Origin of the sequence: Pelagicoccus sp. SDUM812005, assembly GCF_031127875.1 — a bacterium.
In the GTDB taxonomy this organism is placed as follows: Bacteria; Verrucomicrobiota; Verrucomicrobiia; order Opitutales; family Opitutaceae; genus Pelagicoccus.
Window position 1 is genome coordinate 95,296 of the sequence record NZ_JARXIA010000020.1, and the last position, 25,693, is coordinate 120,988.

Annotated in this window: 22 protein-coding genes; 15 read left to right on the forward strand and 7 right to left on the reverse strand. The window is 58.8% G+C overall.

The window, feature by feature from the left end; all coding sequences use genetic code 11:
* Window positions 1-44 precede the first annotated feature (44 nt).
* Window positions 45-2,726, forward strand: coding sequence for an Hsp70 family protein (locus QEH57_RS20285; RefSeq protein WP_309008616.1), 2,682 nt, complete (start codon window positions 45-47; stop codon window positions 2,724-2,726).
* Here QEH57_RS20285 and QEH57_RS20290 read toward each other — a convergent pair.
* Entirely contained in the window at window positions 2,723-3,631 is a 909-nt protein-coding gene (locus QEH57_RS20290) for a YceI family protein (RefSeq protein ID WP_309008617.1), read from the reverse strand. The two genes, QEH57_RS20285 and QEH57_RS20290, sit on opposite strands and share 4 nt — an antisense overlap.
* Window positions 3,632-3,736: 105 nt before the next feature.
* On the reverse strand, window positions 3,737-5,188 hold the full coding sequence (locus QEH57_RS20295; protein ID WP_309008618.1) for an SLC13 family permease: 1,452 nt from the start codon (window positions 5,186-5,188) through the stop codon (window positions 3,737-3,739).
* 397 nt (window positions 5,189-5,585) lie between these two features.
* Here QEH57_RS20295 and QEH57_RS20300 point away from each other — a divergent pair, with 397 nt between their 5' ends.
* Both QEH57_RS20300 and QEH57_RS20305 read left to right on the forward strand, forming a co-directional pair.
* Complete coding sequence (locus QEH57_RS20300) at window positions 5,586-7,043, forward strand: hypothetical protein (protein ID WP_309008619.1); 1,458 nt, start codon at window positions 5,586-5,588, stop codon at window positions 7,041-7,043.
* 35 nt (window positions 7,044-7,078) lie between these two features.
* Window positions 7,079-7,927, forward strand: coding sequence for a heparin lyase I family protein (locus QEH57_RS20305; RefSeq protein ID WP_309008620.1), 849 nt, complete (start codon window positions 7,079-7,081; stop codon window positions 7,925-7,927).
* 19 nt (window positions 7,928-7,946) lie between these two features.
* On the opposite strand, the gene QEH57_RS20310 is transcribed toward QEH57_RS20305, so the two are convergent.
* The 5 genes from QEH57_RS20310 to QEH57_RS20330 all read right to left on the reverse strand — a co-directional run bounded on the left by QEH57_RS20310 (window position 7,947) and on the right by QEH57_RS20330 (window position 17,439).
* Window positions 7,947-8,822, reverse strand: a complete 876-nt coding sequence (locus QEH57_RS20310; RefSeq protein WP_309008621.1) for a transglutaminase family protein — start codon at window positions 8,820-8,822, stop codon at window positions 7,947-7,949.
* 25 nt (window positions 8,823-8,847) lie between these two features.
* Window positions 8,848-11,406 (reverse strand): circularly permuted type 2 ATP-grasp protein, encoded by a 2,559-nt coding sequence (locus QEH57_RS20315; protein ID WP_309008622.1) that lies wholly within the window; start codon window positions 11,404-11,406, stop codon window positions 8,848-8,850.
* A 93-nt stretch (window positions 11,407-11,499) separates the two neighbouring features.
* Window positions 11,500-14,871, reverse strand: coding sequence for a transglutaminase family protein (locus tag QEH57_RS20320; protein ID WP_309008623.1), 3,372 nt, complete (start codon window positions 14,869-14,871; stop codon window positions 11,500-11,502).
* Window positions 14,872-14,955: 84 nt separating this feature from the next.
* A complete protein-coding gene (locus QEH57_RS20325; RefSeq protein WP_309008624.1) occupies window positions 14,956-15,951 on the reverse strand; it encodes an alpha-E domain-containing protein in 996 nt (331 codons plus the stop codon).
* 48 nt (window positions 15,952-15,999) lie between these two features.
* Window positions 16,000-17,439: a circularly permuted type 2 ATP-grasp protein gene (locus QEH57_RS20330; protein ID WP_309008625.1), complete on the reverse strand. Its 1,440-nt coding sequence runs from the start codon at window positions 17,437-17,439 to the stop codon at window positions 16,000-16,002.
* A gap of 563 nt (window positions 17,440-18,002) precedes the next feature.
* Between QEH57_RS20330 and rpsL the strand changes: the two genes are divergently transcribed.
* The 12 genes from rpsL (at window position 18,003) to rplP (ending at window position 25,676) form a co-directional block, all read left to right on the forward strand.
* Window positions 18,003-18,383 carry a 30S ribosomal protein S12 gene (gene rpsL / locus QEH57_RS20335; protein ID WP_191619634.1) on the forward strand — a complete coding sequence of 127 codons (381 nt, stop codon included), beginning with the start codon at window positions 18,003-18,005 and terminating at the stop codon, window positions 18,381-18,383.
* 20 nt (window positions 18,384-18,403) lie between these two features.
* Window positions 18,404-18,877, forward strand: coding sequence for a 30S ribosomal protein S7 (gene rpsG, locus QEH57_RS20340; RefSeq protein WP_309008626.1), 474 nt, complete (start codon window positions 18,404-18,406; stop codon window positions 18,875-18,877).
* Between the two features lie 45 nt (window positions 18,878-18,922).
* Window positions 18,923-21,064 (forward strand): elongation factor G, encoded by a 2,142-nt coding sequence (fusA, locus tag QEH57_RS20345; protein WP_309008627.1) that lies wholly within the window; start codon window positions 18,923-18,925, stop codon window positions 21,062-21,064.
* A gap of 30 nt (window positions 21,065-21,094) precedes the next feature.
* On the forward strand, window positions 21,095-21,403 hold the full coding sequence (rpsJ, locus tag QEH57_RS20350) for a 30S ribosomal protein S10 (protein WP_040898353.1): 309 nt from the start codon (window positions 21,095-21,097) through the stop codon (window positions 21,401-21,403).
* A 102-nt stretch (window positions 21,404-21,505) separates the two neighbouring features.
* Window positions 21,506-22,144: a 50S ribosomal protein L3 gene (gene rplC, locus QEH57_RS20355; protein ID WP_309008628.1), complete on the forward strand. Its 639-nt coding sequence runs from the start codon at window positions 21,506-21,508 to the stop codon at window positions 22,142-22,144.
* Window positions 22,145-22,161: 17 nt separating this feature from the next.
* Window positions 22,162-22,797 carry a 50S ribosomal protein L4 gene (rplD, locus tag QEH57_RS20360; RefSeq protein ID WP_309008629.1) on the forward strand — a complete coding sequence of 212 codons (636 nt, stop codon included), beginning with the start codon at window positions 22,162-22,164 and terminating at the stop codon, window positions 22,795-22,797.
* A complete protein-coding gene (gene rplW / locus QEH57_RS20365; RefSeq protein WP_309008630.1) occupies window positions 22,794-23,084 on the forward strand; it encodes a 50S ribosomal protein L23 in 291 nt (96 codons plus the stop codon). Before rplD ends, rplW begins: the two co-directional genes overlap by 4 nt.
* A gap of 20 nt (window positions 23,085-23,104) precedes the next feature.
* Window positions 23,105-23,959 (forward strand): 50S ribosomal protein L2, encoded by an 855-nt coding sequence (rplB, locus tag QEH57_RS20370; RefSeq protein WP_309008631.1) that lies wholly within the window; start codon window positions 23,105-23,107, stop codon window positions 23,957-23,959.
* Window positions 23,960-23,976: 17 nt separating this feature from the next.
* Complete coding sequence (gene rpsS, locus QEH57_RS20375) at window positions 23,977-24,243, forward strand: 30S ribosomal protein S19 (RefSeq protein ID WP_191619628.1); 267 nt, start codon at window positions 23,977-23,979, stop codon at window positions 24,241-24,243.
* A 20-nt stretch (window positions 24,244-24,263) separates the two neighbouring features.
* The gene (gene rplV, locus QEH57_RS20380; RefSeq protein WP_309008632.1) at window positions 24,264-24,599 is read left to right on the forward strand and encodes a 50S ribosomal protein L22; all 336 of its coding nucleotides are present in this window, start codon (window positions 24,264-24,266) and stop codon (window positions 24,597-24,599) included.
* A gap of 14 nt (window positions 24,600-24,613) precedes the next feature.
* A complete protein-coding gene (rpsC, locus tag QEH57_RS20385; RefSeq protein WP_185660280.1) occupies window positions 24,614-25,237 on the forward strand; it encodes a 30S ribosomal protein S3 in 624 nt (207 codons plus the stop codon).
* Between the two features lie 19 nt (window positions 25,238-25,256).
* Window positions 25,257-25,676: a 50S ribosomal protein L16 gene (gene rplP, locus QEH57_RS20390; RefSeq protein WP_309008633.1), complete on the forward strand. Its 420-nt coding sequence runs from the start codon at window positions 25,257-25,259 to the stop codon at window positions 25,674-25,676.
* The last annotated feature ends 17 nt before the right edge of the window (window positions 25,677-25,693 follow it).

The window sequence follows — 25,693 nt, forward strand, 5'->3', positions numbered from 1 at the left end:
CTAAAAGAACCTTCAGAAGATCCTAAAAGATCTGTGGTTCAGTAATGGCTTCGCTGATGAATCCTCGCTACAGCATCGGTATCGATTTGGGCACTACGAATTGCGCTTTGGCGTTCGTGGAGCTCGAAGAGGGGGCGGAGTCGCAGGTGCTTGCTATCCGCCAGCGGGAGACGGAGCGGACCGAGGTGGAGCGTAGCAGTTTGCCCTCCTTTCTGTATTTGACGGAGGAAGGAAACTGGGAGGTCGGTCTTTATGCGCGCGAGCGTGGGCGGGAGCAACCGGAGCGGCTGATCCATTCGGCCAAGTCTTGGCTGTGTCACCACTCGGTCAGCTCGCAAGCGAAGACCTTGCCTTGGCGTTCGAAGCGAGTGGACGAAGGCCAGAAGCTCTCGCCCATCGAGGCGTCGTCCCGCTTGCTGTTGCGCTTGAAGCAGGCTTGGGATGAACGGTTTGGGAAGGAGGTTCCCTTCGCGGAACAGCTGGTCACGGTGACGGTGCCGGCGTCCTTCGATGCGGCGGCCCAGGCGGCTACGCGGGAGGCGGCCAAGCTGGCCGGCTATCCGGAGGGCATCCGTTTGTTGGAAGAGCCGCAGGCGGCTTTTTATCGTTGGCTGGAAGCGGTCGGCGAGGATGCCAAGAACCTCCGTGCCGGGGAGCGTATCCTTGTTGTGGATATTGGTGGGGGAACTTCGGACTTTAGCTTGTTTGCGGTTGGGGACGCGGAGGCGGGGTTGCCTAAGATCGAGCGGGTTTCCGTGAGCGAGCATTTGCTGTTGGGCGGGGACAATATCGATCTCGCCTTGGCCCATGCCTTGGAATCGGAGTTGGCTCCCGATGGCGGAGAGCTAAGCGTCGACCAATGGGGGCACTTGCTCAGCCGAGCTCGGGCCTTGAAGGAGCTCTGCTTAAGCGAGGAGGGAGAGGATCGGCAGATTGCCGTGTCCTTGCCGAGCAAGGGCTCTGGACTGTTCGCAGGTACGCTTTCCACGGAGGTATCGTCGGAGCAGGCGAGGGTCTTGATTTTGGAAGGCTTCTTTCCCGAATGCGATCGGGACGCGCGAGCGGAACGATCGGTAGAGGGCTTGTTGGAGATGGGCTTGCCCTACGCCGTGGACTGCGCGGTGACCCGGCACATCGCAGAGTTTTTAGGCGCGGAGCAACGGATCGACCGTGCGCTTTTCAACGGCGGGAGCTTGTCGCCGCAGATCGTGCAGGACCGCTTGCTTACCCAGTTCGCTGCCTGGCAGGGCGGTCGGAAACCGGGAGTGCTGGCCAATGCCGAAACCGATCTCGCAGTGGCGCGCGGTGCCGCTGCTTATGGTGCAAACTTGTATCGTGGGCGTCGCCGGATCGCTTCCGGGGCCGCCCGGGCGGTATTCCTTGAGGTGGGGGCTGGTACTGGTTCGAAGCGAGTCTGCGTGCTGCCGAAGGGGGCTCAGCCCGGCGAGCGGTTTGAGGTGGAAGTCCCAGGACTTCGCTTGGCGGTAAACCAAAGGGCTCGCTTTCAAGCGTTTCAGGGCGCGGACTCGATGACGCAAGGCGCTGGCGATTGGTGTGTCGATGATGTGGGTACGATGCGGTCTCTGCCTCCCTTGGACGCTTGCGTCGAAATGGACGGTCGAGAATCGCTTGCCGTGCGCTTGTCGGCTGAAGTGAACGAGCTGGGCTTGCTTACCGTAAGTTGCGAGTCGCTCGAAGAAGGGATCGAGGGAAGCTGGCCTTTGTATTTCAACCTCCGTGGGGATGCGGATCGTAGGGGTGCGGATCCCAAGGAGATGGATTTGGGCGTTTCTCGTGGGAAGCTAGCGGGAGCGGAACGGGCGCTCAGAAGGGGGTTGTTCGCTCGTGGCGCTGGGGTGAAGGCGTCCCGAGTCTTTCGCGAGCTGGAGCAAGCCTTGGGGACGCCGAAGCATGAGTGGAGCTTAGGCATCTGTCGTGCTTTCTCGGATACGGCATTAGAGAGCGAGGAGGCCTTAACCCGCAGTGTGGAAGGCACGGAAGCATGGCTGCAGCTGGCTGGCTATGCGCTTAGGCCCGGCTTTGGCGCTCCGGGGGATGCAGATCGGCTGCAGCGTTTGCAGGGAGTATTGCAGGGATTGGAATTGTCCTTGCCTGTTCGGATTGAGGTTCCGCTTTTGATCCTTCTGCGTCGCGTAGCTGCGGGGTACGAGGGTGACTTCCAAGAGGAGTTATTCGAGCGGCAGCTCGCTCGCTGGCGCGAAACGAAAAGGGCGGAAGCGGAGCGGATTCGACTGCTCGCGTGTTTGGAGCAGGTCTCTTTGTCCCAGAAGCAAAAGCTTTACGACGAGTTGTTCGCGAGGATGGAGGCGCAGCTTGCGGAGGAAAAGTCGATTTCGTCCGTGTTGGCTGGCTTCGCGAATCTGCTCAGTCGCGTATCCTTTGGAGCGGGAGAGGATCGTATTCTTCCACCGGATACGGTCGAGAAGTTGTTTGATCGCTTGAAGAAGCTGGATTGGAAGGATCCCCGCTATCGCGAGGCGATCGAGGTGTTCCTCGCCGCTGCTCGGATTGTCGACGATCGAGGTTTGAACCTTTCCCGCCGTAGCTCCGAAAAGATCGTTTCCAAGCTCGAGAAATCGGGAGTGGCGGCCAAGCGGCTGCTGCCCTTGCAGGATTATGTTCCGATCACCAAGGGGGATCGAGCGACGCTGTTTGGCGAAAGTTTGCCGCCGGGATTGCTGCTCGAGGGCGAGCCGCTCGATTAGCTGGCGGACGGTTCGAAGAAGGCCGTGACTTGGAGATTCACCAAGTCGTTGACCAGGTGCATGCCGAGCCGTTCGAAGAAGCGGCTCGATCCGTAGGCGACGCCGAAAAGGGTGCGGTCCAGGTCGAACTGAGTCTGCAGCACGTATCCAGAATCGGCGTGGTTGAAGGAGCACTCGAGGTGCAAGGGGTGCTGGACGCCACGGATCACCATCTGGCCTTCCATGCGGGCGTTGGGAGTGCCGAGTCGGGCCGTGGGATCGAGGAAAATACGATCGAGGGAAAAGGTGGCGGTGGGAAAGCGTTCGGTTTCGAAAAAGTCGATGGACTGGAGATGAGCGACGAGAAGGGATGAAAGTTTTGTATCGGTAATGTCGCTACAGTGAATCCGTTTCATGTCCGCCTCGACTTTTCCGGATTTAGCGGCTCCGTTGGCGTCGACTTCAAGGAAGCCTTGGAGGCAGGAGATGGTGCCTTCATGCTGGTTGCTTAGGTTGCGGCCGATCCAGCGGATTTTGGACTTTTCGACGTTGAGGGTGTAGGTCCCGGCGGGGGGGCTCTGAGGCTGTTCGCCCCTGCTCAGGTCTTTCCCGGTCGCGATCCAGTTATCTAGGCCTCCCCGGAGGACGTGGACGTCGCTGTAGCCCGCTTGCTTCAGCCTGTCGGCGGCGAGGGCGGCTGCTTTGAAGCGATCGTTGTCGCCGTAGACGACGATGGCTTCGCCTTTGTTTGCAAAGGCGCTTTGGGCGTTTTGCAGGAAGGAGGTCTCGTAGACGCAAAGGTTTTGCGAACCTTCGATGCGGCATTCCGCGAAGGCTTCGGGGGACCTTACATCGATGAGGGCCATGCTCGAGGCGTTCACTCTGTCGGGATCGATGTAAGGGATCGATTCTTCGGATGGAATCATAGAGGGAGGATGTTGAGGAATGTAGATCGTCGCTAGCGGTGTATCGTGAGTTACGAACCGATCCGCTCCTCAATTGCGATGAAATATTGCGGTCCGACTAGGCCTCTATCGGCCGAAGGGAAAGGGCAGCAGGGCGGATGCTACGAGAAGCTGGAGGAGGCCCACTAGGGAGATGACGCTGACGCTGAGGGTCCAGGTCTTGAGGGTTTCCGCTTCGGTGAAACCGGTCATCTTGCAAACGATCCAAAAGCCGCTGTCGTTCATCCAGGAACCGAACATGGCTCCGAAGGCGATGGCGGCGAAGATATAGAAGGGATCGAAGCCGAGGGCGGTTCCGCCGGCGGACAAGGTCGCTAAGATGCCTGCCATGATGCCGGAGGTGGTGATCATGGAAGTGGTGGAGGAGCCTTGGGCGACCTTCATGACGGCCGCAACCAGCCATGCGAGCAGCACGTAGGAGAATCCACCTCCATGGGTGAGGCTTGTAATGGTTTGGCCGATACCGGACTGGCGGATCATGCCGCCGAAGGCGCCGCCTGCTGCGGTGATCAAAATGATAGTGCCAGCGGTGCCGAGTGGGCTTTCCAAGGTTTTCCAGAGAGAGGTCTTGTCGAGTTGCTTGGAGCGGGCCAGCAGGGTGATGGCGATTAGAGCGCCGATGAACATGGCGACGTGCTTTTGGCCGGCGACTTCAATAATTGAATACAAGGCCCCTTGGGACTCGGGAGAGGTGAACTCACCGACGAAGGAAGCGGTGGCGATCAAGGCGACAGGGAGGGCGACTGGAAGAGAGGAAACGAAGAAACTGGGCAGTTCGCTGGTGTCCTTTTCGACGATTGCCTTGAGGTCCGCGGTGCGGAGCATGCCGCTCTCGCGCAATTGCCCGCCGAGCTTGCCGTCGAGGAAGCTGCCAAGCTTGAGGCCAGCCCATGCGGGAACGATTCCGAGGGCGATGCCACCTACGATGGTTAAGCCGAGGTTTAGCTCCAGCGCTTCGACGACAAGCAAGGGGCCTGGGGTAGGAGGCACTAGGCTGTGGGTGATGGCGGCTCCGGTGCAGACGGCGACGATCAAGTAGACGTAGCGTTTGCCAAGACGGTAGGCGAGGGCTTGGGCCAGAGGCACCATCAGGTAGAACACGGTGTCGAAGAAGACGGGGATGGAGAGGAAGAAGGCGGAGGCCAGCATCGCGTATCCGGCATGTTTTTCGCCGAATACTTTTAGCATGCCGCGCACGATGCGGTCGGCGGCTCCGCTTTCCATAAGGCAAAGTCCGATGATGGCGGCGAGGGCGATGATCCATGCGATGCCGCCGGCGGTATTGCCCAGTTGTCGCATGGTTTCCGAGATGGCGGCGGTGATAGGATTGCCTTCGGAGTCGCCGAACAGGTTGGTGAGGGATCCGACGATGACGGCCGCTATGACGAGAGCGATGAAGGGATGGATACGCAGGTAGCCAATTGAGATGACGACGAAGGCGATGCCAGCGAACAAGACCAGGAAGGGAGTCAAGTCGGCCGCGCCTGCCGCGAGAAGGAAGGGGAAGTCCTGGGGCATGGGGAGGGGTAGCTTGGGTTAGCGTTTTGGGGAAACCGCGAGAATCGGCTGAAACCTTAGGCTCATAAGATTCACGCGCGGAGGAGGATCGAACAAAGCTTTTTTCGGCTGAGATGGGATAAATTGGGCTTACTATAGAGGAAAGGGGGGAGTTCGTCGGCTTGCTCGATAGCAAGGGGAGGCCCGCCTATCGGGAGGCGCGGAAGGGGCAAGAGTGGTCGAGGGACGTCCCTACTATTAGCATCTGGATCTGTTGGTCTTGGCGTCCGATTTCGCTTTCTTCGAGCTTACCCATCCCCGTATTCCCCACCTCCTCTCGCTCGTCCGGAATCGTTGTTAGACGACAGGTCGAGACCTGAGAAACTGTGCCCAAATTCTGAGGACAATTTTTCGTTTAATGAAGAAGCCGAAATCTCATTGTACTGTATCCAGTAACCTGTTACTCGTCGGATTATTCACGTTGATTGTTGGTTTCGCTGTCGGTTTCGACCTTGGAAGGCAGACGAACGATCCAGACGCATCAGAGCCTTTAGTCGAGAAGGTGCAGCCTCGCATCCCCTTGGTGCCCGTTGCTGATGTTAACCCGGGCGAAAGGGGTGAGGCGAAAAGCGAAAGCGGTGGGCGCCGCCTCAGTCAGAGCGAGGCCCTGTTCGAACTGGCAGGAGTCGCTCCGGAGCTCTACCACGAGGTACAGGCTTCGATGAGCGATGTATTGGTTTTGGCAATGGTGGAGAAGCTCGCCCTAGAACAGCCTAGCCAGGTTTCATCGGTCCTTGATCGGTGTGAGGCGAGCCAGCGTGGCTATCTGTCGATCGCTTTTGTTCGTTCTTTGAGCCTGCAGTCGCCCTCCGAGGCTTTGCAGTGGATCCTAAACCGGAAAGGGCAGCTTGCAGGGGAGGATTACGAAAGTGGCTTGAATGAAGCCTTGAGCGCTTATGCGAAAGGCAGTCCAGCTCAGGCGTTCGAGTATTTGGATACAATCGAAGATAGCGAGTTACGTGGCAATTTGGCGGTTGAAGTTGCGAAGGGGTGGGCAGGTCTCGACGTTGATCGAGGATTGGATTGGTTGCGTTCGCTTCCAGATCGCAATGTTCCGCCTGCCGTTCTTTACGGATGTTACTCGGAAATCCTGGGGGCTCTTGCCTTGCAGGATCCGAAGGGCGCTGCGCGGGAGCTGGAGCGACTGGGTTCGGATAGGCTTCAGGGGGAGCTGTTGCCGAGAATCGTTTCGGAGATGTCCAGGAGGGATGTGACTGCTGCGCTGGACCTTATCGCGGAGCAAGTTGACCAGACTACCAGGAGGAATTCCGTATTGGCATTATTGGACGAGAATGTGGAGCAAGATGTCGTCGCTGCGATAGAGGTGATTGCTCATCATGCTAACCTGCTCGATGGCGAGGCGGAAGAGGTCGCGGACCTTTTCGCGAGAATGTCTCGGACAGCGCCAGACTTGCTTATTTCAAGTTTCGACGATCTTCCCAATCATCTCAGGACAACGGCGGCGGGCTCGGTGTTGCGCACGCTCTTGGTTGCGGAGGGAGATGCTGAGCTGGCTCAAGAGTGGGTCGAAACCTTGCCGCGCGGGGAGGCTTTCGACCGAGCGGCGGAGGCGTTTGCAGGGCATTACGCTCAGAGAGATCCTCAGGCGACCTTGCAATGGGCGGGCAAGATCGAAGCGTCCGAGAGAAGAGCGGCCTTTCTGAGCTCCTATATTGAAAGAGCGGATACAAGTGCTCTGCCAGCGATCGCCCAAAGTCTTCGCGATGCTCCGATACGCGAAGAAGCGCGGAACCGTTCTTTAGCCCTGTTGAACCGCCGTATGGATAACGAACTCCTGAATTTGGTGGCTCGCTGATCTTTTGTACCAAAACCCCAGAAATGAATAATAGTATGAATAAACAAAATAGTATGTTTAAGCCGACCGCTAAAGCGTTCGTTTTTCTTGTCTTTGCCTGCCTGGCCGCCGGTCATGCCTCTGCGCAGTACTGGTATGCGAATCCGGATGCGAGCGGAGCGGACTGGCGCGACTACTTCAAGAACTTCAACACGGAGGACAATGGAGGCACGACGCCAACTGTGAGCATCGTCAACAATAGCACTTATGGAAACGTTTGGCGCATCAATAAGCCCGCTGGCGCGAAGCGGGCCGAGTTTAGTCGAGCTCAGCTGAGTTCGGTGGACTATAATTTCGTGGCTGGGAACACGTATTATATTGGTTTTCGGTTTCGCGCAGATGTTCTGAACAACATCACGCTAGAGGATGACGATGTGACTGTTTTTCAGTGGAAATCGGCGGGTAGCGGGATGATGCAGAACTATCCTTTTAACATGGAGTGGAATCCGAAGACGAAGGAGTACTGCCTGAATCTATATGGTCCGACCACTACGGGACAGTCTCAATCGAGCCGAAAGGCAACGGTATGGAAGTCCACTTTGAATGAAAACCAATGGGTGACGATTGTCATTGGGTTTAAGTTTTCCACGGATCCCGGAGACGGTTGGGTTTCGCTTTGGAAGAACGGGTCGAAGCAGACTCTGAGCAATGTAGAGACGGGAAGCAACTATAGCATCAGCACGTTTGGCGATAGCAATCGAAAGGCGTATCATCGCACTAAGGACGGGAGCTATACCTATCCGAAGTGGGGGGCGTACAACGAATCGTCTCGGAAGTATAATTTGAACGTCGAGCTTTCCGATCTTCGAATCGACACCTCTTATTCTTCGGCGCGTCCTCAATAGGTAAGCGAGAAGAGTCGCCTCAAATCGGCTGCATGGTGACTTCGACGGATATGGTGTGCTCTCCGCCGCCGGTAACGGCGCCGCTGAGCATGCTGACGTCGGAGAAGTCGCGGCCGTAGGCGACGGCGACGTGTTGGTCGCCGCATACGAGGTTGTTGGTGGGGTCGACGTCGACCCAGCCGCTGTTGGGGATGAAGACGCTGACCCAAGCGTGGGAGGCGTCGGCCCCGACGAGTCGGGGCTGGCCGGGAGGCGGCATGGTGAGAATGTATCCACTGGCGTAGCACGCGGCTAGGCCTTGGGCCCGTAGGGCGGCGATCATGAGGTGGGCGAAGTCCTGGCAGACGCCCCGCTTGTGGGAGAGGGTTTGCTCGACGGGGGTGTAGATGTCGCTGGCTTCGGGGTCGAACTTGAACTCGTCCTTGAAGGCTTGAAGCAGGGCGAGGATTCCCTTGCCAATCGGGGCATCGCCGGCAAGGAAGCGGGCGCCGAAGGCGGTGACTTCGTCTGACTTGCGGGTGTTTTCGGTCTCGTAGAGGAACTCTTTGGCTTCGATAAGATCGGTCCGCTTGATGTCGGCGAGGGCTTCTCTGATTTCGGAAGCGGGCGTATCCAGTTTTTGGAGATCGACGGCTTCGCTGGTGACCGTTACGATGCTGGATGCTTCGACGACGAGGGCGTCGTGCGGCTCTTGGACGGCGAAGAGGTGGGAGGTGTTTCCGAAGTAGTCCATGCGTTCCGCGAGGTCGGCGGCTTCGGGACTGACTTCGAGGGAGAAGCGGCTGCAGCTTTGGGATTCGTTGCTGAGGGGCTTGAGGATCGCAGTATGGTGGGACGCGGTTACAGGGTAGCTGTACGTGTAGGTCGTCTTGTGGTCTATGCGATAGGTAGCCATGTTTGAGGTGATCTGCCGCGTCGGGCTAGCCGATGGTGGCGTTTGGCTTTTTGGTGGCCGCGTTGGTGGTGTGGGCGAAGTAGTGCTGTTGGATGGCGCTGCCGAGGTCGAGCAGGTTTTTGAAGGTGTCGCCGAAGAAGTCGTGCACGCTTTTCATGCGGGCAAGCGGTTCCTGCTGCATGAGGCTTTCGGGGGTGGTGAGTCCGATGCGGCTGAAGAGCTGGAGGGAGAGGGTGTCGATGGTGTTGCGAAGGCCTTTGCTGGCGTGGGGCAGGGTGGCGAGCAGCTCTCTGAGGTTGGAAATTTGGTAGACGAGGGAGCGGGGGTTGGTGGTGTCGAAGCAGAGGACGTCGAGCACGCTTTCGGAGGACATCGTATTCAGATAGCGGCGACGGTAGGTGATGCTGGAATCGGCCCAGTAGAGGAGTTGGGAGTCGAGGCGCTCGTCGAAGGGCTTGGCGACGGAGTAGGAGGCTTGCAGGAGGGAGGAGATGGCGAGGGCTCGCTCGATGCGGCGTCCGATCTGGAGGAAGGCCCAGCCTTGGCTGCGGGTCATGTTTTCGTAGGCGTTGCCGACGAAGATGGAGAGGTTTTCGAGAGTGTCGTCCAGGAATATGGATACTTCGTCGTCGAAGATGCTGAGTTCCTTGGACTCGTAGCTGTCGCCGATTTCCCGGAAGGCTTGCATGCGTTTCCAGGTATCGACTGAGAGGCGTTCCTTCACCTTGGCCCCGGCGCGTTCGATGAAGTGAAGGTTGTTGATCAGACTTTCGGGATTGGCCTTGGAGAAGAGGGAGCGGGTGAGGAAGGGCTCGACGGCGGCGAACTCGAGGCGCTCGGTTTCGGGGTCGAGCAGGCTGTCGATGGATTCGTCGGGCGGGATGATTTGCTCGAGGAAGGGGACGATGGCGCGCTGGGTTTCGCTGCCGAGCTCTTCGGTGAGGAAGTTGCAGATGGTGCGTTGCAGGCGGGCGAGGGATTCGGCTCGCTCGATGTAGCGGCCGAGCCAGTGGAGGTTGTCGGCCGTGCGGCTGGGGAGGTCGGTGTGGGTGCGGCGGACGGGGCGCTCGGTGTGGATGTGGGCGACGGCGCGTTGTCCGGCTTCGGAGTCTTGCTCGCGGATGATCCAGGCGTCCTTGCTGGCGCCGCCGCGTTGCATGGATACGTCCATGACGTCGTCGCTGGCGGGGTAGCGCACGAGGCCGCCGGGCATCATGTTCCAGCCGTTTTCGTCCGCGACCATGAAGACGCGCATGAGGAAGTGGCGGGGTTGGAGCTGGCCGTTTTCGAAGACCGGAGTGGTGGCTTGGGAGAGGATCTCCTGGCCGCAGTAGCGTTCCGGGTACTTGTTGATCTGTTCGATCAGGGCTTGCTTTTCCTTGGAGCTGAGGCGGGGCCCGAAGTGGGTGGCGCCTCCGTTTTGGCGGAAGGTCGGCTTGACGATGAGCTTGTCGAGGTTCTCCAGCACGTATTGGCGCTCGTGCTTTTGTCCGCACCACCAGGTGGCGACGGAGGGGAGCTCGAGGCTTTCGCCGAGGTAGTTGCGGCAGAACCAAGGGAGGAAGGCGAGCAGGGCTGGCGTTTCGACGAAGCCGGAACCGAGGGCGTTGACGAGGGAAACGTTTCGTTGGCGGATGGTGTTGACCAGTCCGGGGACGCCGAGCAGGGAGTCGTTGCGGAGCTCGAGGGGGTCGACCCAGGGGGAGTCGACGCGGCGCAGGAGTCCGTGCACTTGCTGCACGCCGCCGATGGTCTTCATGTAGAGGCGGTTGGAGCGTACGGTGAGGTCTTCGCCTTCGGCGAGGGTGTAGCCGAGGTTGCGCGCGAGGAAGGATTGCTCGAAGTAGGTCTCGTTTTTCGGGCCGGCGGTGAGCAGGGCGATGTTGGGCTGGTCGGAGGAGGTCGCGGCCAGCGACTCGATCTGTTGGCAGAACTTTTGGACGAAGGGCTGGAGGGAGAGGATGTCGGACTGCCAGATGGCCTTGGGGAAGATGCGGGACATCAGCATGCGGTTCTCCAGGGCGTAGCCGAGGCCGGAGGCGGCTTCGACGCGGTCGGAGAGGACCCACCAGCTGCCGTCGGGGGAGCGGGCTAGGTCGGCTGCGTAGAGCTGGATGTGGTTTTGGCGGGGGGGCAGGAGTCCGTGGCAGGGGCGGAGGAAGGCGGGATTCGAGAAGACGAGGTAGGGGTGCATCTTGCTGCCCTGCAGCATGGTCTGCCGACCGTAGACGTCTCCGAGGATGAGGTTTAGGAGGTGGGCGCGTTGGCCGAGGGAGGCCTCCAGGGACTCCATTTCCTTTTGCGGGAGGGCCAGGGGCACCATGTCCATGGACCAAGGGCGGGAGCTGGAGTCCTCTGCGTCGTAGACGTTGTAGGTGATGCCGTTGTCCCGGATGAGGCGCTCGAGCTGGCGCTCGCGTCGCTCCCAGCGGGGCTGGTTGAGGTCGCCGAGGTGCTCGGACACGCTTTGCCAATGCGGACGCGGTTGCCCCTTTTCGTCGAGAAACTCGTCGTAGGAGCCACCGGGCGAGGCGTAGCCTCCCATCCAGTTGTTGAGCAAATTTGTCTGGCCAGCGTCGGTCATCAGAGGGGTTGAGCGCTGTCTAGGCGCGTGATGACTGGAGTATTCCGAACGCTTGCAAGTGCAAGCGTGGCGATCCCCAAATCACAGTACGTCTTATAACCTACGTAAATCGAGAGTGACGGGCATCTCGGGGCTCCGTTCGATGTGGCGGATCTGGATGGGGCCGGTGTTGTGGCCGAACGCGTGGAATCGCTCGGCGCGGCGGGTTTCGGCCTCGAGGGCGTTGACAGGGAAACGTTCATGGCTGCGGCCGCCGGGGTGGCTGACGAAGTAGGTGCAGCCGCCGATGGCTCGGGAGTGGTACTTGTCGACGATGTCGAAGACGAGCGGGGCGTGCACGGGAATGGTGGGGTGCAGGCAGCTGGGCGGCTGCCAGGCTCGGTAGCGGACGCCGGCGACGTAGCTGCCTGGCTCGCCGGTGGAGGTGACGGGGAGCTCGATGCGGTTGACGGTGACGGCATAGCGGTCCGGATCGAGGCCGGTGATCTTGGCTTGCATGCGCTCGATGGAGGAGTCGACGTAGCGGGCGGTGCCGCCGCCGCCGGCTTCCTCGCCGAGGACGAGCCAAGGTTCGATGCCTTGGCGGAGCTCGATGGTCATGCCTTCGAAGGTGGCGGTGCCGATGATGGCGAAGCGGAATTCGAAGTGGGTGGTGAACCAGTTCTCCTGGATGGGCAGGTCCGCTTCGTGGAGGGTTTGGATGACTTGCTTGAAGTCTTCCTTGACGAAGTGGGGGAGCATGAAGCGGTCGTGCAGTTTGGTGAGCCAGCGGGTGAGCGGCGCTTCGTAGGGCTTTTCCCAGAAGTGAACGATGAGGGCGCGCAGCAGGAGCTGCTGGGCGAGGCTCATCTGGGCGTGCGGTGGCATCTCGAAGCCGCGGAATTCCACGAGCCCGAGGCGGCCGGTGGCGCTGTCGGGCGAGAACATCTTGTCGATGCAGAACTCGGCCCGGTGGGTGTTGCCGGTGAGGTCGGTGAGCAGGTGGCGGAAGACGCGGTCCACGAGCCAGGGTGGGATGCTTTGCTCGCCGAGCTTGGGGATTTGCTTGAAGGCGATCTCCATCTCGTAGCAGGCGTCGGGGCGACCTTCGTCCACGCGAGGCGCTTGGGAGGTGGGGCCGATGAACAGTCCGCTGAAGAGGTAGCTGAGGGACGGGTGGTTGAGCCAGAAGCCGATGAGGGACTTGAGCACGTCGGGGCGGCGCAGGAAGGGGGAGTCGGCAGGGGTGGAGCCGCCGACTACGATGTGGTTGCCGCCGCCGGTTCCGGTATGGCGTCCGTCGAGCTGGAACTTGTCGGTGCCGAGGTTGAGCTGGCGGGCTTCCTCGTAGAGGATTTCGGTTTTGCTGACGAGTTGGTCCCAGTTCGTGGAAGGGTGGATGTTGACCTCCATGACGCCCGGGTCGGGGGTGATCTTCATGTAGTCGACGCGGGGGTCGTGCGGCGGGGTGTAGCCTTCGATGAGGACGGGCTTGTTTACCACGGTGGCGGCGTGTTCGACGGCGGCCACGAGGTCGATGTAGTCCTCGATGGTTTCGGTGGGCGGCATGAAGACGTAGAGGCGGCCCTTGCGGCACTCGACGCAGAGGGCGGTGCGGATGACCCAAGGAGCGGATTGTCCTTCGGCGGGAACTTGGTTTTGGGGAAGCTTCTTGAACTCCTCCTCGAAGCTCTCGGCTGCTTCTTGCTCCTCTTCGATGCGCTTGGCGATCTCGCGGGCGGCGTGGTCGTCCTCCTTGCGTTGGGGGACGATGAGGGAGCGACGGGAAGGGAGGTCGGGGTAGCGGGCGGAGGGGTCGGACGGGTGGAGGTAAGGGTACTCCTCTTCCTTGACCCAAGGGAGGCGGTCGAGGGGGAGTCGCAGGCCGAGCGGGGAGTCGCCGGGCGTGAGGAAGAGCTGCTTGCCGCGCAGCATCCAGATGCCGCTGTGCCAGGCGCGGCCGTCCTTGTCCCAACCGCGCTGGAGGGGGAGCGCGTAGCCGACGGGGGTGTTGAGGCCGCGGTTGAAAACGTTGAGCAGGTTCTCTCGCTCCTGGGGGTCGTCGAGCTCGTTGTCGAGCGGGTTGATGTTTACGGGGAGGTTGCGTTCCTTGAGGGAGAAGGCGACGGGATCTTCGAAGGCGGGGTTGATGTATTGCTTTTCGACGCGAAGCTGGCGGGTGAGCTCTTCGATGAGTTCCTTAGCGTCCGCGTGGGTGTATCCGTAGTCCTTGGACTCGTCTCCGAGAAACTCGTCATTTTCCCAGAGCGGTTGGCCGTCCTTTCTCCAGTAGAGGCCGAGAGCCCAGCGGGGGAGGGGCTCGCCTGGGTACCATTTGCCCTGTCCGTAGTGGAGGAGGCCTTGCGGGCCGAACTTCTTGCGCAGGCGGCGGATGAGCTTGTCGGAAAGCGGCTTCTTGGTGGGGCCGACGGCGCCGGTGTTCCATTCTTCGCCTTCCTGGTCGTAGATGGATATGAAGGTCGGCTCGCCGCCCATGCTGAGCCGCACGTCGCCGGCTTCGAGCCGTTTGTCGACGGTTTTTCCGAGGGAGAGGATAGCCTTCCATTGGGCGTCGGTGAAGGGCTTGGTGACGCGCGGGTCCTCGTGGATGCGCGTGACCGACATGGACACGTCGAATTCGGTCTTGCAGGCGGTGATGCCGCCTTCGATGGGGGCGGCCCCTTTGGCGTCGGCGGAGGTGGCGAGGGGGATGTGTCCTTCGCCGCAGAACAGGCCGCTGGTGGCGTCGAGCCCGACCCAACCAGCTCCCGGCAGGTAGACTTCGCACCAGGCGTGGAGGTCGCAGCAGTCTTCCTGCACGCCGGCGGGAGCGTCGGGATCGACGGGCTTTTGGTCGGGCTTGAGTTGTATCGAGTAGCCGGATACGAAGCGCGCGGCGATGCCGAGCCGTCGGAAAACGTGCACGAGCAGCCAAGCGAAGTCGCGGCAGCTGCCTTTCCCTTCCTTGAGCGTCCTTTCCGGACTGTAGATGCCCGGATCCATGCGGAGGGTGTACTCGAGGTGAGCGTTTACCTTTTGGTTGATGTAGGCGACGAAGTCGTTGGTGTCCTTCTTGGAGACGTCGATGGAGTCGACGAAGTCCTTGAAGCGTCCGCGTATGGGAATTTTCGAGAAGTAGGGCCGTAGTTCCTTTTTGAGTACGTTGCTGTACTCGAAGGGGTAGCTGGTCGCGCTTTCCTCGAGGAAGAAGTCGAAGGGGTTGATGGGGGCGAGGTCGACGACGAGGTCGACTTCGAGGCCGAAGGACTTGGTCGGCTCCTGAAGAAGGAGGCGGGCCACGTAGTTGCTTTGCGGGTCCTGCTGCCAGTTGACGAAGGTCTCCTCGGGGTGGACTTTCATCGAGTAGCTTACGATGCGGGAGCGGCAGTGCGGGGCGGGGCGGAGGCGCACGACTTGCGGCCCGAGGGTGGCGAAGCGGTCGTAGTTGTAGAAGGTCCGGTGGTTGAGAGCGACTTTGATGGCCATCTTGGAAAGGTGAAAGGTAGAGAGTGAGGAGTGAAGTGCGCGAGGGGAGCGGGCGGGGTTGGCTCCGGGCTGCGGACTATGAGGCTAGGCTTGGGATTGCTCGAGGTCTTCGGCGGGATCGACGATTTCCGAGAACATATAGCGCTTGCTGATTTCGACCGCAATCTCGCCGAGGTCGCTTTCGATCGATTCGATGAGTTTGTGGGCTTCCTTGCCGTTCAGGTCGCTCGGGTTGGCGTAGTTGAGCTTGGCGATCAATTGGCCGAGGCGGCGTTCCGCTTCGTTGGAGAAGTGGGTGACCGGGCACTTGGAGATGGCGTGCAGGGCGAGTTGGGTGCGGGTGAGGCAGTAGAGCACGGAGCGAGGGAAGTCGCGGGAGCGCAGGAGAAAGTCGCGTACGGTGTCGCCTTCGATGTCGGCCACGTAGACGCGACGGTAGGCTTCGTGGGCGCTGCAGCCGCGGAGGATGGCGGCCCATTGGGCGTTGTCCAGGGCGTCGTCCTTGGCGGGGGAGTCCTGCAGCATGTAACGCTTGGCGTCGAGGATGCGGCAGGTTTTGTCGGCGCGTTCGAGGTTGGCCCCGATCTTTACGAACTCGAAGCCGATTTGGTGGGGAAAGGTGGTGTCGACGAGGCCTTGGAAGAGCTGGGAGAATTCCTTGATGTGCTGGAAGAAGTCGTAGTCTGCCTCTTCGCAGACCTTTTGCGGGTCCTGGTTCTTGATCCAGAGGTAGGTGCGGTTGATGACCTCCCACATTTCGGAGGAGATCTGGTCGCGGATCATGCGGGCGTTTTCGCGGGCCGCGGAGATGCATTGGAGAACGGAGCTGGGGTTCTCGCGGTTGAAGGTGAGGAAGTCGGTGATGTTGGCGCTCGACTTGTCCTCGTAGAGCGATTCGAAGAGGGCTTGGTCTCCGAGGCTGGCGAGGATGGGGCTCCAGTTTTTGTAGGGATCCTCTTCCGGGGCGTGTTCCGATTCGAGGAGGGTTTGTAGGGTGACGTCTACGAGGCGAACGGTGTTTTCGGCCCGTTCGATGTAGCGGGCCATCCAGAAGAGTGAGTCTGCGACGCGGCAAAGCATGTTTTTAGAGAGTCTGAAGGTTGAGGGACTGAGGGCTGAAGGCGCGGTTTATTCGTCTCCGTAGAGGACCCAGGTGTCCTTGCTGCCGCCGCCTTGGGAGGAGTTAACGACCAGGGAGCCTTTCTTGAGGGCGACCCGGGTCAGGCCGCCGGGTATGATCTGCGTCTTTTCGCCGCATATAATATAGGGGCGCAGGTCGATGTGACGTCCGCCGAATCCTTCGTCGCAATAGGTCGGGTGGCGGGAGAGCGAAATCGGGGTCTGGGCGATGAACTCGCGGGGAGCCGCTTTGACCTTGGCCTTGAATTCTTCGACCTCCTTCTTGCTGGCGTGCGGGCCGATAAGCATACCGTAGCCGCCCGCTTCGTTGGCGGCCTTGATGACCAGCTTGTCGGCGTTCTCTAGCACGTAGTCGAGGTCGGGCTTGCGGTAGGGCAGCCAGGTTTCGACGTTGGGAAGGATGGCGTCCTCACCGAGGTAGTACTTGATCATGTCCGGGACGAAGCAGTACATGACCTTGTCGTCGGCGACGCCGGTGCCGAGGGCGTTGGCGAGGCCGATATTGCCTTTCTTGTAGGCGCGAACGAGTCCGGGAACGCCGAGGAGGGAGTCCTTGCGGAAGACTTCGGGATCGATGAAGTCGTCGTCGATGCGGCGGTAGAGCACGTCGACTTGCTTGAGGCCTTCGGTGGTGCGCATGTAGACGCAGTCGTCGGAGTCGACCATCAGGTCGCGGCCTTCCACGATTTCCACGCCCATCTGGCGGGCCAGGAAGCAGTGTTCGAAGTAGGCGGAATTGTAGACGCCCGGGGTGAGCACCGCCACGGTCGGCGAGCTTTTGCCCTGGGGGGCGATGTACTGGAGGGCGGAGAGGAGCTTTTCCGGGTAGTCGAGGACGGAGCGTACGCCGGCCTTGGGGAAGAAGCGGGGGAAGGCCCGCTTCATGGCCTGCCGGTTCTCTATCATGTAGGAGACGCCGGAAGGGCAGCGGCCGTTGTCTTCGAGGACCAGGTAGTCTCCGTTGTCGTCTCGAATGAGGTCGGTCCCGCAGATGTGGATGTAGATGTCGCGGGGGACGTCTAGCCCGACGATCTCTTTGCGGTAGTGCTTGGAGGAATTGAGGATTTCGGCGGGAACGACGCCGTCCTTGACGATTTTCTGCTCGTGGTAGACGTCCTGCAGGAAGAGGTTGAGGGCCTGGATGCGTTGCTCGAGGCCGCGAGCCATCTGCTTCCATTCGGTGTCCGGAATGATGCGGGGCACCATGTCGAAGGGAAAGATGCGCTCGGTGCTTTCCTGGTTTCCGTAGACGGTGAAGGTGATGCCTTGCTGCAGGAAGGAGAGGTTTACGGCTTCTCGTTTTCGGTTGAACTCGGATTCGGTGAGTTCGCTGAAGCGGTCGACGAAGTTTTTGTAGTGCGGGCGAGGGAGTCCCTTCTCGTCGAACATTTCGTCGAAGAAGGATTCGGTGTCGTATTTGATTTGCATTAAGAGGAAGCGAACTGGGGGTTAGTCAGTGCGGTCTTCGCGGGCCGGAAGGGCGGTCACTTTGACAGCGAGTTCGTGTTAGCACCCGCTGCGCCAGCGCGGTGAAAGTTCGCGGATCGATTCGTAATCTGCATCGCTGCGTTCAAAGTTGATCGAGAAGTGTTGGATATTGAAAGGCGCCCGCCGGGGCTGCTGTCCTCCATGAGGCCGCGCCGTAGAGAAAGCGAACCTTGTTTATTAATATTAGAGCGCGAATCCTGGGCGCGAACGCCGCGGGCCTTCGAGCTTCGGGGGAGCGGGGCGATGTAGATGCCGGATTTCTCGGCTTTTGCTTTCTTTGTGCTTGATGCGAGAGCTGTGGCGCCCCAAACCCTTCCTCCTTCAAAATTTCCCATCACATAGGAGGCTCCAAAAGGGCTTTCCGCCCAAATTAACGTGTAGGAAAAGGACAGATTCAGCCGGTGAACGGGCTGGTTCTGTTTTTTGTTCTATTTCGGCGAGAAAATACTTGCCGAAGCACCTTCAAACGATACGTTCACGCTCTTTTCTCAAAATTTCACACCATGCCTACTATTAACCAGTTAGTCCGATTGGGCCGCAAAGTGATCAAGGCCAAGTCCAAGTCACGTGCCCTCGAAGCAAATCCGTTCCGCCGCGGTGTGTGCGTACAAGTCATGACTCGTACGCCTAAGAAGCCAAACTCGGCTATCCGTAAGGTCGCGAAGGTACGCCTAACCAATGGTTACGAAGTGATCGCTTACATTCCTGACGAAGGTCACAACCTTCAGGAGCACAGCATCGTTCTCGTGCGTGGTGGTCGTGTTAAGGACCTTCCAGGTGTTCGTTACCACATCGTTCGTGGAACGCTCGACGCGCAGGGTGTCGACAAGCGTCGCCGCAGCCGCTCCAAGTACGGCGTAAAGCGTCCTAAGGAAAAGAAGTAATCATCTAATTTTATAAGACCATGTCACGTCGCAGAAGAGCTACTAAAAGACCAGCAAAGCCAGACGCCCGCTACGGCAGCGTACTCGTAGGTCGCCTCGTCAACACCGTCATGCGTGATGGTAAGAAGACTGTCGCTGAGCGTATCGTCTACTCCGCATTCGAAAAGGTTGCCGAGAAGCTCGGTAAGGGTGATCCGATCGACCTCCTGCTTGGAGCTCTCGAAAACGCTCGTCCTCGCCTCGAAGTGAAGAGCCGCCGCGTTGGTGGCGCCACTTACCAGGTTCCTGTTGAGATCTCTTACGATCGCCAGGAGTCGCTCGCATTCCGTTGGATCGTTAATGCAGCTGCTGGTCGTCGTGGTCTTCCTATGAAGGACGCTCTCGCATCCGAGATCGTGGACGCGTACAACAACACCGGTTCCGTTGTTAAGAAGAAGGAAGACACGCACAAGATGGCTCAGTCCAACCGTGCCTTCGCTCACCTTCGCTGGTAATCATCTCCTAACCCTCCGCAGCTTCGCCTGTTTTGTTCTTTGTAAATGTCAGTTTCCCTCACAGCTCATTCGCCACGAAACGGCGCCGACAGACCGGTGCCGATGGAGTGGACGCGTAATATCGGCATCGCGGCCCATATTGACGCAGGGAAGACGACTACTACAGAGCGCATTCTATATTATACAGGCGTAGTTCATAAGGTAGGGGAAGTTCATGACGGAAATGCCGTCACGGACTTCATGGAGCAAGAGCGCGAGCGTGGCATCACGATTACGTCCGCCGCGATCTCTTGCAATTGGAAGGCCAAGTTTGGGCCTTTCGAGGGGGTTGACCATTTGGTCAACATCATCGACACCCCGGGTCACGTTGACTTTACCGCGGAAGTGGAGCGATCCCTCCGCGTGCTCGATGGAGCGGTCGCCGTCTTTTGCGCGGTCGCTGGCGTACAGCCGCAGTCGGAAACGGTTTGGCGTCAAGCCGACAAGTACCGCGTGCCGCGTATCGCTTTCATCAATAAGATGGATCGCGTCGGCGCTGACTTCCAGGCGGCTGTAGAAGATATGCGAAGCAAGTTGGGGGCAAATGCTCACCCGCTGTTTCTCAATATCGGCGCCGAGGAAGGCTTCAAGGGGTTGGTCGACCTCGTGCAGAACAAGGCCTTCTTGTTCGACGAATCTGACGAGATGGGAGTCAATGCCATCGAGACTGAAATCCCGGCGGACATCGCGGACGAGGCAGCAAGGCTTCGCGAATCCCTGATCGAAGCAGTGGCTGATTTCGACGATGAGCTCGCAGAGGCATACCTCAGTGGAGAGGAGATCTCCGTTAGCCAGCTCATCCTTGCAATCCGCAAGGCAACCATCGCTCTCAAGTTCGTGGGCGTCATTCCAGGTTCGGCCTTTAAGAACAAGGGCGTGCAAAGCGTACTCGACGCGGTAGTCAACTACCTGCCGAGCCCATTGGATCTCCCGGCCACTCAAGCGCATGCGAGCGACGAGTCCACGGTAGAGATCGAAGCGGACGACGCCGGCAAGGCTTCCGCTCTCGCGTTCAAGCTCTGGAGCGACCCCTATGTCGGCAAGCTGGTCTTCGTTCGCGTCTATTCCGGTACGATCAAGAAGGGCGACATGCTTTTCAATCCGCGTACAGGGAAGGGCGAGCGCGTAAGCCGCATCTTGCAGATGAAGGCGGATAGCCGCGAAGATTTGGAAGTGGTCCGCTCGGGCGATATTTGTGCTTTGGTGGGTATCAAGAATGTGGCTACGGGCGATACGCTCGTACCGAAGGGCTACGACGTTTCCCTCATTCCGCCAAGTTTTCCGGAACCGGTCATTTCGATGACGATCGAGCCGAAAACCTCTGCGGACCAGGACAAGCTGGCTGCCGGTTTGGCTCGTCTCTCCGAAGAAGATCCGACCTTCAAGGTCAGCTCCAACCCGGAAACGGGACAAACCATCATTTCTGGGATGGGCGAGCTCCATTTGGAGATCATCCGCGATCGCTTGTTTCGCGAGTTCAAGGTCGAGGCCCGTTCCGGCGAGCCGCAGATCGCTTACCGCGAAACCATCACCAAGCCCGCTCGCGGCGAAGGGAAGTTCGTTCGCCAGACAGGCGGCAAGGGACAGTACGGTCACGCCGTTATCGAAATCGAACCTCAGGAATTGGGGAAGGGGATTGAGATCGTTGACGAAACAGTCGGTGGCGTGATCCCCAAGGAATTTATCAAGCCTACGATCGACGGTATCCGCGAAGCTACGCTCAACGGCGTGGTCGCCAGCTATCCGGTCATCGATATCAAGGTTCGCCTCGTCGACGGATCTTTCCACGAAGTCGACTCCTCCGAGACCTCATTCAAGATGGCGGGAATTTTCGCCTTGAAGGAAGCGATGAAGGAAGCCGCTCCCGTGCTGCTCGAGCCGGTGATGAAGGTGGAGGTTGTAACTCCTAACGAATTTCAGGGCGATGTGGTCGGAGACCTCAACCGCCGCCGTGGCCAGATCCAGAATTTGGAGACAAAGGGTGATCTCGGCTACATCTACGCAAGCGTCCCGCTTAAGACCATGTTTGGTTACGCGACCGACGTTCGCTCACTCTCCAAAGGCCGTGCCAGCTACACAATGGAGTGGTCCAATTACGAAGTAGTTGCCCAAAAGCAACTCGACGAAATCCTCAATCAAGGTTGGTAAACGCCACCGTAACTTTTCTACCGAACAATCATGACAGGACAAAAAATCCGCATCAGACTTCAAGGTTTCGACTATCGAGTAATCGATCAGTCCGCGTCAGAAATCGTGGATACAGCTAAGCGCTCCGGAGCACGTGTTTCCGGACCTGTGCCGCTCCCGACGCGTATCGAGAAGATATCCGTTAACCGTTCTCCGCACGTGGACAAGAAGTCCATGGAGCAGTTCGAGATCCGTACGCACAAGCGTTTGCTCGACATCATCGAGCCGACCGCTCAGACCGTCGACGAACTCAAGAAGCTCAATCTGCCCTCCGGTGTAGATATCAGCATCAACGTATAAAGCAGATACCAACAACACAGACTTTCGTTCGGCAATTCCGCCGTTCGCTAATGTGGGTCTAATAAAAACGAAGGCATCCGCCTTCACCTACCTCTTAGAACTATGAACTATACGCTATTAGGCAAAAAGCTGGGAATGACCCAGGTTTATGGCAGCGACAACGAAGTTGTTCCTGTCACTGTACTGCAGGCAGGTCCTTGCCCAGTGCTGCAAGTAAAGACGGTCGAGTCCGACGGATACAATGCGATCCAGATCGGTTTCGACTCCAAGAAGGACAAGAACGCTAGCAAGGCGGCTCTCGGGCATGCCAAGAAGGCTGGCGTCGCTCACGCTCCTCGCGTGATCAAGGAAGTCCGTAGCCCAGAGGCTATCGACGCTACTCCAGGCGACGTGCTCGACGTGTCCAAGTTCGAGGTCGGCAAGAAGGTCGACGTCATTGGCAACACCAAGGGTAAGGGATTCGCTGGCGTAATGAAGCGTTTCAACACCAAGGGTGGTCCTGCTTCCCATGGTTCCATGTTCCACCGCCGCATCGGTTCGATCGGTCTTTGCCAATGGCCAGGACACGTCTTCAAGAACCAGAAGATGCCAGGTCACATGGGCGCAAAGCAGCGCACAATTCAAAATCTCGAGATCGTCAGCATCGACGCCGAGAAGAACCTAATCTTGGTTAAGGGTGGCATCCCGGGCGCGAATGGCGATACCGTGATGATCCGTTCCTCGATCAAGGCCAAGAAATAGGAAAGGACTGATCGACCATGAAACTTAAGCTTTTCAAGAACGACGGCAGCGCCAACGGTGAAACTGAGGTAGACGGACTTCCCGTCTTCGAAGGTGACAAGGGCGTACAGGCCGTTAAGGAAGTAGTCGTCGCCCAGGCGGCAAACGCTCGCCAAGGCAGCGCCAACACGAAGACTCGCGGCGAAGTTCGCGGCGGTGGCAAGAAGCCATGGCGCCAGAAGGGTACCGGCCGCGCTCGCGCAGGTTCCACTCGCTCCCCGATTTGGGTTGGCGGCGGCATCGTATTTGGCCCACGCCCTCGCGATTACTCGAAGAAGATCAACAAGAAGGTTAAGACCCTCGCTTTCGGCCGCGCTTTGTTCGACCGCATCGCAGACGAGTCTATCGTCGTTGTTGACGCACTCGACATTTCACCTGCCAAGACTAAGGTCGGCGAAGCCCTCGTACGCGGCATCGCTCCTTCCGGCAAGGTTCTCGTCATCGACAAGGAGCTCAGCGAAACATCCGTTCTCGCCCTGCGCAACTTGGCTGGTGTCGATCTCGAAGAGGCTCCGCTGGTTAGCGTGACAGACCTCTGCCAGTTCAAGACAATCATCGTAACACGTGCCGGTCTCGAAGTACTCGTCGAGCGCGCGAAAGGAGGCTCGAAATGATTCAGCCAGATAAGATCATCAAATCCGTTCACATGACCGAGAAGAGCAACGTCCAGTCTTCCGAGATGGGGCAGTACACCTTCCAGGTTTTCAAGACCGCTACTAAGGGCAGCATCAAGGCAGCTGTAGAGAAGACATTCGATGTCTCCGTAGCCCGAGTGAACGTCATCAATCAGATCGGCAAGCCTAGTCGCAACCGCAAGACCGGCAAGACCAGCTCTGGAGCTGGTTTCAAGAAAGCGATCGTTACCCTCAAGCAGGGCGACATCATCGATTTCACCGCCTAAACGAAGGAGACTACTAGAAAATGTCTATTAAGAGTTTCAATCCAGTCACCCCGACGCAGCGTTTCGCTCAGCTTCAAGTTAAGGAAGTTGCGAACAAGCGTCCGGAAAAGGCGCTCACCACTTCCAAGAGCAAGCAAGCAGGTCGCAACTGCTACGGCCGCATCACCATGCGTCGTCGCGGCGGCGGTCACAAGCAGCTCTATCGTATCATCGACTTCAAGCGTAACAAGTTTGATATCCCTGCCAAGGTGCAGGCCATCGAGTACGATCCAAACCGTTCCGCTTACATCGCCCTCGTCGCCTACGCCGACGGTGAGAAGCGCTACATTATCGCTCCTGCTGGCGTCAAGGCGGGCGACACCGTTCTCTCTTCCCAGAAGATGATCGACTTCGCTCCAGGCAACGCCATGCCGCTCGAGTTCATCCCGCCAAGCACCAAGCTCCACGCTGTGGAGTTGCTGCCAGGCAAGGGAGCTCAGATCGCTCGCGCCGCTGGCAATGCGGTTGAGTTGGTCGGTATCGATGGCGACTCCGCACAGATCAAGATGCCTAGCGGCGAAATCCGTCTCGTATCCAAGAAGTGCATGGCGACGGTCGGTTTCGTAAGCAACGCCGAGAAGAAGAACGTCGTTATCGGCAAGGCCGGTCGCAGCCGTTGGCTCGGAAAGCGTCCTCGCGTCCGTGGTGTCGTAATGAACCCGGTCGATCACCCCAATGGTGGTGGTGAAGCAAAGTCCAAGGGTGGTGGCGGTCGCCAGATGCTCGTGTCCCCATGGGGCCAGTTGGCGAAGGGCTTCCCAACCCGCCGCAAGTCCAAGGAGAGCAACAGCCTCATCCTCGTCCGCCGTAACGGACGGAAAATGAAAAACAAGTAAGCGAGGAAATAGATAAAATGGCTCGTTCAGTAAAAAAAGGATTTTTCGTAGACCCCAGCATCGAGAAGAAGGTGAAGGAAGCGCAGGCAAGCAACGATCGTAAGCCGATCCAGACTTGGTCCCGTCGCTCCACCATCACCCCAGACTTCGTCGGTCTTAACATTAACGTACACAACGGCAAGGCGTTCATCCCTGTCCACGTGACCGAAAACATGGTTGGCCACAAGTTGGGCGAGTTCTCGCAGACTCGCACCTTCAAGGCTCACGGTGGCGGTAAGAAGTAAGGCGAGGAGTAACTAAAGCAATGCAAGTACAAGCACGCACAAAATACGCTCGAATGTCACCTAAGAAGGTGATCGAGGTCGCTCGCACGATTCGCGGCAAGAACGCCAACGCAGCTCTCGAGCTGCTCAAGTTCATCCCCCGCAAGTCTGCTCTTCTCATCTCCAAGACACTGCAGTCGGCAATCGCTAACGCTGAAAACAACCACGACCTCTCCGGTGACTCGCTCACCGTCGAGCTCGCCACGGTAGAGCAAGGCCCTGCGCTCAAGCGCTTCAAGGCTGCCGCTCGCGGTGGGGTTGCCAAGCGTAAGAAGCGTATGTCTCACATCCGCATCGTACTGTCTGATAACGCCTAAAGGAATTACGCAAAATGGGTCAAAAAACACATCCGATCGGATTTCGCCTCGCTGTAAATCGTAACTGGCAGTCACGCTGGTTCGCTCGCAAAAACGATTTTGCGGACACGCTGCACGAGGATTACATCATCCGCGAGAAGCTCATGGAAAAGCTCAAGTTCGCGAGCGTGCCACGCATCTTCATCGAGCGTGCCTCCGCCCGCGTTCGCGTTAAGATCTTCACCGCCCGCCCAGGTATCGTCATCGGACGCAAGGGGCAGGAAATCGAGAAGATCAAGGACGAGCTCGCAAAGGCAACCGGCAAGGAGATCCTCCTGGACATCCAGGAAGTCAAGAAGCCGGAACTCGACGCAACCCTCGTAGCCGAGAACGTTGCGCTCCAGCTCGAGCGTCGTATCGCGTTCCGTCGCGCCATGAAGAAGGCCGTCCAGATGGCCATGTCTTTGGGCGCGAAGGGTATCAAGATTCAAGTAGGTGGTCGTCTCGGCGGCGCGGACATCGCTCGTACGGAAGTGCAGCGCCAGGGTTCCGTGCCTCTCCACACGCTCCGCGAAGAAATAGACTATGGCACGGCCGAAGCGCGTACCGTTTACGGTATCATCGGAATCAAGTGCTGGGTATTCAACAAGGAAGACTAAGCCGAAAGGGTAACAATCCATGCCTCCACTCACACCATCTCGCACAAAGTACCGTAAGGTAATGAAGGGTCGCCTCCGCGGAAACGCGAAGGGCGGCGACACAATCGCATTTGGCGACTTCGCAATCCAGGCTCTCGAGCGCGGACATTTCACTGGCCGCCAGATCGAAGCTTCCCGTGTTGCGATCACACGTCACATGAAGCGTAAGGGTAAGCTCTGGATCCGAGTTTTCCCCCACAAGCCAATCACCAAGAAGCCACTCGAAACTCGTATGGGTAAGGGTAAGGGACCAGTCGACCACTACGTCGCTGCGATCAAGCCAGGTGTCATTCTCTTCGAGCTCGCCGGCGTACCGATCGCCGTCGCTCGTCAGGCAATGTCCCTCGCCGACGCGAAGATCCCGTTCAAGACGCGCTTCATCGAGCGTGATCGCGACTAAACCGGAAAGGAAAAGAT